The organism is Lysinibacillus sp. FSL L8-0312 (assembly GCF_038003285.1).
Classification (GTDB): Bacteria; Bacillota; Bacilli; order Bacillales_A; family Planococcaceae; genus Lysinibacillus; species Lysinibacillus fusiformis_D.
On record NZ_JBBOOV010000001.1, the window covers coordinates 4,051,819 to 4,064,685 of the forward strand.

Below are 12,867 nucleotides of genomic sequence, written 5' to 3' on the forward strand. Positions count from 1 at the left end.
GGGGCATCCTATAATGCGCTTTCTTTAATTGATTTCAACATTTTCTTCATTCTCCATAGGTATTGTAGAGAGATATAAAAAAGCTTCATCTTGCAATAGCAATAATTTTTCTTCACAAATTCCGTGTGATAATGGTCCAGAAAATATGGACTCCCACCATGTCCCAGTTGTTGTTGTCATTCATCTACGCCCCCATTTCAGTTTTAATATGTAGTTGTATATTTCCCGAGATAAAAAAACTAAAACATTTCATTTTCACATAAAGCCATTTCACCCCCGATGCAGAAAGAGGATTTTTGCCCTCCGATGTTGTATCGTATAGACAATGATAGTTTGTTTCAAAATGAAAAAACTATGTATGGCATTTTAAAAAAAGGGGTGCTTTATTGATGAATTTTACGTCACAAGATGTGGAAAATATGATTACAGAGCAGCGTCAATTTTATTTTTCTCGTGCAACAAAAAGTGTAAAGTTTCGAAAAGAACAATTAAAAAAGTTAAAAACTTCCATTTTAAAATACGAAAAAGACATCTTGAATGCGCTGTATTTAGATCTTCGTAAAAGCGAATTTGAAGCATATGCAACTGAAATTGGCATTGTTTTAGATAGTATTTCATATATGGTAAAGCATGTAGAAGAATGGATGGAGCCAGAAGCAGTTAAAACACCGATACAATATCAAATGGGCAAAAGCTTCATTGTTCGTGAACCCTATGGTGTCACATTAATTATTGGACCGTTTAATTATCCATTTCAACTAGTTATGGAACCATTAATTGGTGCCATTGTTGGAGGGAACACAGCAATTGTCAAGCCGTCAGAAGCGTCTGTCCATACAGCAGCTATTGTGAAAAAAATAATTGAAGAAACGTTTCATTCCTCCTATGTACGTGTGGTAGAAGGTGAAAAAGAAGAAGTAACAGCTCTTATTCATGCGTCCTTTGATTACATTTTCTTTACAGGCAGTGTAGCTGTTGGAAAAGTGATAGCAAAGGCAGCAGCAGAACGTTTGACACCAATTGCTTTAGAGCTTGGTGGAAAAAGTCCAGCGATTGTCGATCAAACTGCAAACTTAGAAGTAGCAGCAAAGCGGATTGTATGGGGGAAATTTACAAATACTGGGCAAACATGTGTGGCCCCCGATTATTTACTTGTTCATAAAGATGTTTATGACCGTTTTATGAAAATCTTAAAAGAAACGATCCGATCGTTTTATGGCAAAAATCCTTTAAAAAGCCCTGATTACGGACGTATTGTGAATTTGAGACAATTCGATCGTTTACAACAAATTATCAAGGAAGAACGAGATGCCATTACATTTGGCGGCCGAATTGATCGTGATGATTTATATGTTGAGCCAACAATCATCGAGTATGTAAAATGGACAAGCCCATCTATGCAGGAAGAACTCTTTGGTCCTATTTTACCTGTTATGATGTATAATGAGTTACCACTGGCGATTCATCAAATTCGTCAATTACCAAAGCCTTTGGCGGCATATTTCTTCTCAGAACATGAAAAGGCCATACAATACTTTTTGGAGGAATTACCCTTCGGTGGTGGATGTATAAACGATACCATCACCCATGTTGGAAATTTACATTTACCATTTGGTGGTGTTGGACCATCTGGTGTGAAAGCGTACCATGGCAAAGCAAGCTTTGAAAACTTTACACATCCTAAATCCATTTTAAAGAAGTCCTCTAAGCTTGAGACAAATGTATTGTTCCCACCATATAAACAAAAAGTGAAAATTGTGCGGTCCATTATGAAATAGAAATTAGAAGGGAGAAGGGAGATATCTTAGGATGTCTCCCTTGAAAAATAACCTCTTTGTCCTCAAAAAATCTTCCTAATTATGTCGAAAATCGTCGATTTGTGATTATAAATGAAAATTTCGAAGAAAACATAATTATTTCTTTAAATGAAAGCGTTTTCGTTGAAAAAACACATCTGAGGCATTTTATTTATCATGAAATAAGTAGTAAAATAAGTTCAATAGAACGTGGGGGTATTCATCTTGTCGTTTTTTGTCGAGTAATCAAAAATGATGATATGAGTGTAGAGATTGATTGGAGGACTATGAAATGTATGCAGAGGAATTGTTAAGCGCATTACCTTTGAAAAAAATAATTGGCGTGTTGCCAGATCAAGTTAGTGATATTGTAATTGACTCAAGAAGTGTGCAACCAAATAGCATGTTTGTTTGTATCAAAGGTTACACAGTGGATGGGCATGATTATGCGCAAAAGGCAGTGGATGGTGGCGCAACAATCGTTGTAACAGAACGTCAATTACCGTTAGGAGAGACAATTGCACAAGTGATTGTCAGAGATACAGATCGTGCGGTAGGCTTATTAGCCGCAAAGTTTTTTGATTATCCTTCTAAGGATATAACGATGATTGGAGTAACTGGAACGAATGGTAAAACATCCGTAACAGGAATTATTCAAAATATCATGCATGGTATGGGCGAAAAATCCGCTTTATCCGGCACAATCGGTTTTAATTTAAATGGTATTTTATATGAATCTGCCAATACAACGAGTGATGCTTTATCGACACAACAAATGATTTTCCGAGCAAAAATGGAAGGTTGTCGTTTAATGACGATGGAAGTTTCATCACATGGCTTAGCACTTGGACGTTTAGCAGGTGTTGATTATGATATCGCTATTTTCACAAATCTAACACATGATCATCTTGATTTCCATGGTACGATGGAGGAATATGGCCATGCAAAAGGCTTATTATTTTCCCAACTTGGACAAGATTTAGAAAAGAGCAAATTTGTTGTCTTAAATGCTGATGATGCTTGGTCAGAGCGCTATGCCGCAATGACACCATTTCCAGTGTGGACATATGGTTTAAAAAATGAAAAGGCCGATTTCCGTGCCATTAACTGTGAATATCACGACTATATGACTTTGTTTGATGTGGAAATGCCAGAAGGGATTTATCGTGTAAAAATGAATTTGCTTGGTGAATTTAATATTTACAATGTGTTGGCAGCTATGATTGCATTTTACGGTCGTGGGTATTCTATGGAGTCCATTATTGAGCAAATAGAGCAACTACCGCCAGTTAAAGGTCGTATGGAGAAAGTTTGTTCAGATTTACCTGTACAAATTTTTATTGATTATGCCCATACACCAGATGCAATTGAAAAAGCGATTGAAGCGGCACAGCCTTATAAAAAGGGTAAGCTGATTTTCTTAGTTGGAACAGGTGGCAATCGTGATAAATCGAAACGTCCTGCGATGGCTGAAAAAGCGTCTGCTGCAGAATATGTCATTTTGACGACAGATGATCCACGCTATGAGGACTATGATAGCATTACGGGCGATCTTGCCAAAGGGATGCTTCATGACCATTATGCTTGTATCGGGGATCGGGCAGAGGCAGTACGTCATGCCATTGAGGTTGCCGAACCAGGAGATATGATTATTTTTGCTGGTAAAGGTCATGAGGATTATCAAATTATTGAAGATACAAAATTTCCACATAGTGATGCAGAAATTGCAATAGAAGCTGGCCGATTAAAATTTGTTTAATGAAAGATTAAATGTTAGGAAACCCTTTTAGTTGAACTAAAGGGTTTTCTTTTTTGAGATTTCATGTAAAAAGGTTGTACGAAAGGCAAGTCTTCTTTTATTATTATTAAGTATGAAAAAAGGAGAATGACGAGATGAATTCAAATTTAGAAAAAGATATACTATCACGTCGTACTTTTGCCATTATCAGTCACCCTGATGCTGGGAAAACGACGATTACAGAAAAGCTTTTACTATTTGGTGGTGCCATTCGTGACGCAGGGACAGTAAAAGGGAAAAAAACAGGTAAGTATGCAACGTCTGACTGGATGGAAATTGAAAAGCAACGTGGGATTTCGGTTACTTCATCCGTAATGCAATTTGATTATAATGGTTCTCGTGTGAATATTTTGGATACCCCTGGTCACCAAGATTTCTCTGAGGACACATATCGTACATTAATGGCTGTGGATAGTGCTGTCATGGTAGTGGATGCTGCCAAAGGGATCGAGGCCCAAACATTAAAGCTATTTAAAGTTTGTAAAATGCGTGGTATCCCTATTTTTACATTTATCAACAAATTGGATCGTCAAGGGAAAGAGCCACTTGAGTTAATAGAAGAGCTTGAAGAAGTACTTGGCATAAACGCTTATCCTATGAACTGGCCAATCGGTATGGGGAAAGAGTTCCTTGGTATTTACGATCGTTATAATAAACGTATTGAGCAATTCCGTACAGATGAAGCTGAACGATTCTTACCAATTGACGACAATGGAGAGCTTGCTGTGGAGCATCCAATGAAAGTTACTTCTTATTATTCACAAGCAATGGATGATGTTTTACTGCTAGATGAAGCTGGAAATGCCTATTCTGAGGAAAAAATTCGTCGTGGAGAATTAACACCTGTATTTTTTGGTTCAGCATTAACAAACTTTGGTGTGCAAACGTTCCTTGAAACCTATTTACAATTTGCACCGACACCTCAGCCTAGAATTACCGAAGATGAGCAATTTATTGATCCTGTTGAACATGATGAGTTTTCAGGTTTCATTTTCAAAATTCAAGCCAATATGAATCCTGCCCACCGTGACCGCATTGCCTTTGTACGCATTGTTTCTGGTAAATTTGAGCGCGGAATGAATATGACATTAGCTCGTACAGGTAAGTCATTTAAAGTGACTCAATCTACACAATTCCTTGCAGATGATCGTGAGACCGTAGATGAAGCGGTTGCGGGAGATATTATTGGGTTATATGATACAGGAACTTACCAAATTGGGGACACTGTTGTAGGTGGCAAGAAAACATTCCAATTTGAAAAATTACCGCAGTTTACACCAGAGCTATTCGTACGTGTAACAGCGAAAAACGTAATGAAATCAAAGCAATTCCATAAAGGGATTTTACAATTGGTACAAGAGGGAGCTATTCAATATTATAAAACGCTGCATACAGAGGAAGTCATTCTTGGTGCAGTTGGTCAATTACAATTTGAAGTGTTTGAGCACCGTATGAAAAATGAATACAATGTGGAAGTAAGAATGGAGCCAATCGGTTCTAAAATTGCACGATGGATTGAAAACGAAGAGGATGTTAAAGAGTCCATGTCTTCTGGTCGATCTATGCTAGTGAAAGACCGCTTTGATAATCTTGTTTTCCTATTTGAAAATGAGTTTGCCATGCGCTGGTTTGCTGATAAAAACGAAAACATTAAACTTTATAGCCTTCTATAATTACCAGACACGAATCGACAATTTTGCGATTCGTGTTTTTTTGCAAGGAAAATTGACACTGTTTGTAGAATATAGACAGTATTAGGAAATATATTGCACGACGAACTAATTGAAGGGGGCTTAGCTCATTTATAAATCGGCTATCCTAGAAAGGAAGAGGTAGAAAAAGGAGTTTGTTTATATGAATATTAGTCATTTTTCCATTAAAAGACCCGTCTTTACAATTGTTACGATGCTTTTTGTCATCCTGTTAGGCGGTGTCTCCTTATTAAAAATACCGATTACGTTAATTCCAGAGTTAAATCCCCCCATAGGTGTTGTTGTCACTTCTTATCCTGGGGCAAGTCCAACAGAGGTGAATGAGAAGATAACGAAACCATTAGAGGCTACACTTGCCACCTTACCTGGCATAAAAAAACTACAGTCAACCTCACAAGAAGGCTCTAATTTAATTATGCTTGAGTTTAATTGGTCCACGAATATGGAAGATATCCAACTCGATATTTTACAGCGAATTGATATGACACCACTGCCAAATGATGCGGGCAAGCCTAGTTTTTTAAAGTTTGATCCGTCTCAATTTCCCATTATTCAACTATCATTACGTGCAGAAAATAATGATGTAGATGTACGTTTATTAGCAGAGGACTTAGAAAAAGAACTGCGACGGACAGAGGGTGTTGCAAGTGTAAATGTTTCTGGCAAGTTGATCGAGGAAGTACAAATAATATTAGACGAAGCAAAGCTAGTGGAAAAAGGCTTAACACAAGCAGACATTATACAAATTATCCAAGCGAATAATGTATCTCTCCCTGGTGAACCTGTTTCAACAGATGATGGTAAGCTGTTAACAACACGTATTGTAAGTACATTATCGTCACCTGAAAGTATTGCAAGTTTGATCGTTTCAGTGAACCCGTTAACAGGTGAAGCGCTAACTGTGAGCGATCTTGCAACCGTAGAGAGGACAGAGCAACAATCTATTACGACAACTCGTGCAAATGAGCACCCAGCAGTCCTTATGTCCGTTTTACAGGAATCTGGCGCGAATACAGCAGAAGTTTCCAAAGCGTTTCAGCAAACATTAGATGAACTACTAAAGAAAGAGCAATATAAGGGAATCACGGCAGACATTCTTGTCGATCAAGGTAATTATGTAGATTTAGCTATTAATAACATTGGCTCTTCTTTAATTTTAGGTGGATTATTCGCGATGTTCATCCTATTTGTTTTTTTACGTAGTGTAAAGAGTCCAATCATTATTGGTATTGCTATTCCTTATTCGGTTATTGTGACATTTGTGTTGATGTTTTTTGCGGATTTTACCCTTAACATCATGACACTAGGTGCTCTTGCACTGGGCATTGGTATGCTAGTGGATAATGCCATTGTTGTTATTGAAAATATCGAAAGACATTTAGGGCTAGAAAAGGATCCTATCACAGCAGCGCAGGAAGGAACTAAGGAGGTTGCACTTGCTATTACAGCTTCCACGTTAACTACTATAGCCGTATTCATTCCTGTTATGTTTATCGAAGGATTGATTGGACAAATATTTACAGAATTCGCCCTAACGATTTCGTTCAGCCTAATCGCTTCTCTAGTAGTTGCGCTTACTGTCGTTCCAATGCTAGCAAGTCGTCTTTTAAAAATGAAAAATACCAATTTTTATGAGCAGCGCAGTAGCTCTAAATTTTACAACCATTATAAATCCTCTATTGTATGGGTATTACGGCATCGACTGCTAATTCTAATTTTCACGGTGATGTGCTTTGGTTTATCCTTATTTGGGCTGACAAGAATTGGTACAGAATTTTTACCACCTACCGATGAAGGATTCACATCTATAAGTGTCAATCTTGAAAAAGGTGTCGCTGTATCGGAAACAGAAAAGGTAGTGAAGCATATTGAGGAGCGCTTGAAGCAGGAAAAAGATGTGGATGTTTATGTTAGCTTAATTGGGGGTACGCAACAATCCCAAGCGCGTGGACAAACGAGCGCCAATCAAGCTGAAATGTATGTCAAACTAGTACCATTAGCAGAAAGGCAACGTTCCATTTTTGAATTTGTGGAAGAGCTGGAGCAAGATATAAAGGGAGAGCTTGGAGAGCAAGCTGATATTACATTTAATGTATCAACAGCAACGGGTTCGTCACCACATACATTAACGTTCCGATTAACAGACTCAGATGAACAAAGGCTACAGCACACTGTTAAAAAAGTGCAGCAAGAGCTACAAGCGATTCAAGAAGTAACAAAGGTTTCAACGGATCTAGACCAGACTGTGCCAGAGATTCAAATTGAGGTTGATCGAGAAAAAGCAAAAGACTACGGTTTTATCCCAGCACAAATTGCTCAAACCGTGAACCAAATGACAAAAGGACAATTAACGTCTCAACTACTTACTGAGGACGGCGCTGTATTACCCGTTTATACGGGTTTTGGACAGGTATTTAATACGAGTATAGATGCGCTAAAAGCCATGCAGCTTCGTTCTCCAGCAGGGTTGTTTGTGAAATTAGAGGACGTTGCTACTGTATCTATACAAGAGGGACCCGTGTCCATTCGTCGTTCTGATCAGGCAGCAGCAGTAGCCTTTTTTGTAGATTATGAAACAAAGGAATCATTGGGCGGCATTTCGGCAAAAGTAGATAAAGCATTGACCCAAGTTCATTTACCGCCTGCTACTCAAATTGTTTTTAGTGGGGATCGAGAGCTTTATGATAGTGCAATTGACGATATGCTATTAGCAGTTATGCTAGCAATCGTACTAGTTTATATTGTAATGGCTGCGCAATTTGAGTCATTTAAATATCCGTTTGTCATCATGTTTACAGTCCCATTAATGATCATCGGTGTGGCGATTGCTATGTTCGCAACACATACTTTAATCGGTGTGACGTCTGTCATCGGTATTTTAGTGCTTGTAGGGATTGTCGTGAACAATGGCATTGTGCTTGTCGATTATATTAACCAGCTAAAGGCGAAGGGCATGTCTGCTTATGAAGCTATTTTACTGGCTAGCCAAGATCGTCTTCGACCGATTTTAATGACAGCATTAACGACTATTTTAGGACTGTTTCTACTAGCGCTTGGTATTGGTGAAGGGACAGAGATGAACCAACCGATGGGGATTGCGGTTATTGGAGGCCTTGTAACCTCGACATTGCTAACATTGTACATTGTACCGATTATCTATAGTTTAGTGGATAAAGAAACAAGAAAGATGCGCTAGATTTCAAGGGGGAATAGGAGATGAACGTTCATTTTTTTACTGGATTTCCTGGTTTCATTTCAAGTCAACTCATTCGGACATTATTCCAAAAGAGACAGACACAACAAGTGATTGCGATTGTGTTGGCAGGTGAAACCATTAAGGCAGAGCAGGAAAAAAGCAAAATAATAGAAGCTTTCCCTGACTGTTCAATTCATATTGTAGAAGGCGATATTACGCTGCCAAATCTGGGTTTAGACGATCAAATAATCAGTGGAATTGTACCAAAAATAGAAGTGCTTTGGCATTTAGCCGCTATTTATGATTTAGCGGTACCACGTGATCTTGCATGGAAAGTGAATGTCCATGGTACAACAATGGTCAATGATTTTGTGCGCACCTTACCGAATTTAAAACGCTATATGTATTTTAGTACAGCCTATGTGGCAGGCACACGTGAAGGGATACTGCGTGAAAATGAACTCATTCGGCCTTCAGCATTTAAAAACTACTATGAGGAAACAAAATATGAGGCCGAGCTTCGAGTTGAAGATTTAAAATCAGAAATACCACTTACGATTATTAGACCTGGAATAGTGCGGGGGCATTCAATGACAGGTGAAACCATTAAATTTGATGGACCTTACTTCTTTTTAAATTTAGTAGAACGATTAAAGAGTTTACCCTTTATTCCATACATCGGCCGATCGACATCAACGATTAATGTCGTACCCGTTGATTATATTTTAAATGCCTCAGTTTTTGTAGTGAATGAACAAGGTGCAGAAGGCAAGACACTTCATTTAACAGATCCTAATCCTCACCCTGTACAGGAAGTATACCGTACTATGGTGAAATTAATAACGAATGTCTATCCAAAGGGACGTTTCCCATTTATATTAGCAAAGCTATCGTTACAAGTTCCTTTTATTCGAAAAAAACTTGGAGTTGAACAAGAAACGCTAGATTACTTAACATGGAATGCCACATTTGACACAGCTGAAGCACAGCAAATTTTACAAAAAGGTGGTATTACATGCCCTGATTTTATACAGACTATGCCAAAAATGATTGCCTTTTATTTAGCACATAAGGAAGAGAAGAGCTATCAAATTCAGATTAAGTAAAAACAATATAGATATTTTTGTCAGTTGTAAATGATAGTGCTATAATGATGGAAAGAAGATACCTTCGACAATTTGTCAAAGGGGAGTAGCTAACAGGAATGATATGTCCTGGTTTCACATTCGTCAAGACATGGTTATGACCATCGGGTGTGATAGTGAATGGCTCTATACGTAATGACGTGTAGATTGATGTACCATAAAAGAAATAGGTACGAATTTACTTAGCGAGACCTTTGCCTGAATTAGGGCAGAGGCTTTTTTCTTTTGTACTTTAGATAAAATAGTCGTTTTAGGGATAGAGCTTAGAGGAGGCACTAGAATGGAAGCAATTATATTACAATACGGCTGGGTGTTAATTGTCCTTGTTGTATTAGAAGGATTACTTGCAGCTGATAATGCGGTAGTGATGGCTGTGATGGTCAAGCATTTACCACAGGAACAGCAAAAAAAGGCGTTATTTTATGGACTATTTGGAGCACTGATTTTCAGATTTTCCGCCTTATTTGTTATTACAGTATTGGTAAACTATTGGCAAATCCAAGCAGTCGGTGCGGCCTACCTATTGTTTATGTCTGCGAAAAATATATATGATTTGCGTAAACATAAAGATGATGAAGAGGAAACAGCTGAAAGAGCAGAGAAAAAGGGTTCTGGATTCTGGTTAACGGTTCTTAAGGTTGAAGCAGCAGATATTGCATTTGCTATTGATTCGATGCTGGCAGCCGTTGCGATCGCTGTAACTTTGCCTCACTTAGGAAATTTTGATATTGGTGGCATCAATGGAGGACAATTTATTGTCATGCTTCTTGGTGGATTTATCGGTGTCATTATGATGCGTTTTGCAGCACAATGGTTTGTTAAAGTATTGAACGATTATCCTTCACTTGAAACGGCAGCATTTCTTATCGTTGGTTGGGTCGGTGTGAAGCTCGTTATCTTAACATTAGCTCATGAAAAAGTAGGGATATTACCTGTAGAGTTTCCTCATTCAACTGCCTGGGAATTAACATTCTGGATAGTCTTACTAGGCATTGCATTTGTGGGCTACCTAGTGGGAGTTCGTCATAAAAAAAATAATTAGTATCTAAATGGGAGGAATAGTTGTTACTATTTCTCTTTCTTTTTTTATGTATCTTTTCTATACTATTATCTATCTAGTTGGGCATCATATGTGGGAGGAGTTGTTAAAGTGCCTTGGAAAAAATCATCAAATAGACTTGTCACACCATTTCAGGTACTTGTTTCTTATTACTTTATAGCTATAGCGATTTCCTTCCTGTTATTACGACTTCCAGGCGTTCATCAAGAGGGCGTAAGAATTTCCTTTTTAGACAGCTTGTTTACAGCAGTAAGTGCAGTTAGTGTCACGGGCTTAACAACGATTACTATTTCGGAAACCTATACAACCTTTGGGCTTGTGATGATTCTTGTTATTTTACAGTTAGGGGCCATTGGTATTATGTCACTTGGTACCTTTGTGTGGCTGCTAGTAGGGAAAAAAATTGGGATGCGTGAGCGTCAATTAATTATGATTGACCATAACCAGTATAATTTGTCCGGTGTTGTGAAACTAATTCGTGAAATCATAAAGATTTTATTTGGCATTGAAGTTGCGGGTACGATTATTTTAACGCTACATTTCACCAATTATTTTGATACATTAGAAGAAGCCTTTTTACATGGGATATTTGCTTCCATCTCTGCTACAACAAATGGTGGTTTCGATATAACTGGAATGAGCTTACTGCCATTTCATGATGATTACTTTGTACAAATGGTTACAATGGTACTGATCGTGTTAGGTGCTATCGGCTTCCCAGTATTAATCGAATTAAAAACGTTCTTGCTCAATCGACGTGAGAATTTTCGTTTTAGTTTATTTACTAAAATTACTACATCCACATACGCTATTTTATTTGTTGTAGGTGCACTTGTCATTTTACTTCTTGAATCTTTCCATTCCTTCAAGGAAATGTCCTGGCACGAGGCGCTATTTTCGGCGATGTTCCATTCAGTATCAACAAGATCGGCTGGATTGACAACATACGATGTTACGACATTTAGTGAAGCAACAGATATATTTATGAGTTTCCTTATGTTCATCGGTTCTTCGCCAAGCTCAGTTGGTGGAGGGATTCGCACAACTACTTTTGCCTTAGCTATTTTATTCTTAATTACTTTTGCTAGGGGAAGAGAAGATATTCAAGTATTTGGGCGAGAAATTCATTTAATAGATGTCTTTCGCTCATTCGTTGTTATTTTATTAGCATTTTTTATGGTGTTAATTGCTACACTTATCTTACTCATCACAGAGCCACAAGCATCACTGATTCAGATCATTTTTGAAATCACTTCAGCGTTCGGTACTTGTGGTATGTCGTTAGGAATCACCGAGGACTTATCTGTCATTGGTAAAATCATTATCATTATTTTAATGTTTATCGGTCGAGTAGGGTTAATTTCCTTCCTTTACACACTTGGTGGTGGGGGTAGAGGGAAAAAATCAAGCTTCCATTATCCAAAGGAACGCGTAATCATTGGGTAATTATACAGAAACGATGGTATATAAGGGCTTTGTAAGGGACAATCATTAGATTGCCCTTTTTTGCCCCCGAAAGTTCAATTTTCTAGATAATCACTGAATTTTTTGAGGGGACTTCTTTCATGTTCAGTGGTTACATGTAAATAGCTATTTGCAGTTATCTCTCTATTTTTGTGAGCAAGAATGGTACTAACATATCTACATCAGCTTCTTACTTCATAACTGAGAGTGTGTATGCATCTTGAAATACTCATGCTAACTAGGGAGCATAACACATTACTATTAATATGATTCTAAAAAAATAATTACCCTATTTTGACCAATCAATACTAATATATAGTTTCTAAATATTGGTATTTTATAATAGTTTAAAGTAAAAGATTATTTTATGAATAAAACGAATTTACTGGTAAATATTATAAGTATAGTAAATGACTTTCTTCTATTATATATAGATAAAAAAGAAGTAATTTGTCGAAAACTGTCATTACAGGTGTATATACACGAGGGAAAACCTCTTGTTCGCGTCCCCTATCAAAAGTTAATTTTAAGGAATTAAAAAGTAATTGCCTTAATATAGGTAGTTCAAATACAATAAAAAACACATAAAAAGGCTACACGAATAAATGCGTAATAATGGGGAATGTTTTAGAAGAAAATGATACTTAATAAAGAACATTCCTGCGTATTTTTCATTAAAAAAGGTGAAAAATACGA

Annotated in this window: 8 protein-coding genes; 7 read left to right on the top strand and 1 reads right to left on the bottom strand. The window is 37.4% G+C overall.

The annotated features are described in order from the left end of the window. Positions 1-24: 24 nt before the first annotated feature. Entirely contained in the window at positions 25-180 is a 156-nt protein-coding gene (locus MHI22_RS20240; protein WP_186436192.1) for a hypothetical protein, read from the bottom strand. Positions 181-389: 209 nt separating this feature from the next. On the opposite strand from MHI22_RS20240, the gene MHI22_RS20245 reads away from it, so the two are divergent. The 7 genes from MHI22_RS20245 (at position 390) to MHI22_RS20275 (ending at position 12,153) form a co-directional block, all read left to right on the top strand. Then, entirely contained in the window at positions 390-1,778 is a 1,389-nt protein-coding gene (locus tag MHI22_RS20245) for an aldehyde dehydrogenase (protein ID WP_058845184.1), read from the top strand. A gap of 310 nt (positions 1,779-2,088) precedes the next feature. After that, complete coding sequence (locus MHI22_RS20250) at positions 2,089-3,555, top strand: UDP-N-acetylmuramoyl-L-alanyl-D-glutamate--2,6-diaminopimelate ligase (RefSeq protein ID WP_036125930.1); 1,467 nt, start codon at positions 2,089-2,091, stop codon at positions 3,553-3,555. Between the two features lie 134 nt (positions 3,556-3,689). Further along, a complete protein-coding gene (locus MHI22_RS20255; RefSeq protein WP_058845183.1) occupies positions 3,690-5,267 on the top strand; it encodes a peptide chain release factor 3 in 1,578 nt (525 codons plus the stop codon). Positions 5,268-5,448: 181 nt separating this feature from the next. After that, on the top strand, positions 5,449-8,502 hold the full coding sequence (locus MHI22_RS20260) for an efflux RND transporter permease subunit (RefSeq protein WP_340812605.1): 3,054 nt from the start codon (positions 5,449-5,451) through the stop codon (positions 8,500-8,502). Between the two features lie 20 nt (positions 8,503-8,522). Continuing rightward, positions 8,523-9,608, top strand: coding sequence for an SDR family oxidoreductase (locus MHI22_RS20265; protein ID WP_330493430.1), 1,086 nt, complete (start codon positions 8,523-8,525; stop codon positions 9,606-9,608). Between the two features lie 319 nt (positions 9,609-9,927). After that, positions 9,928-10,689: a TerC family protein gene (locus tag MHI22_RS20270; protein WP_058845180.1), complete on the top strand. Its 762-nt coding sequence runs from the start codon at positions 9,928-9,930 to the stop codon at positions 10,687-10,689. Positions 10,690-10,797: 108 nt separating this feature from the next. Continuing rightward, positions 10,798-12,153, top strand: a complete 1,356-nt coding sequence (locus MHI22_RS20275; protein WP_036125865.1) for a TrkH family potassium uptake protein — start codon at positions 10,798-10,800, stop codon at positions 12,151-12,153. Positions 12,154-12,867 lie beyond the last annotated feature (714 nt).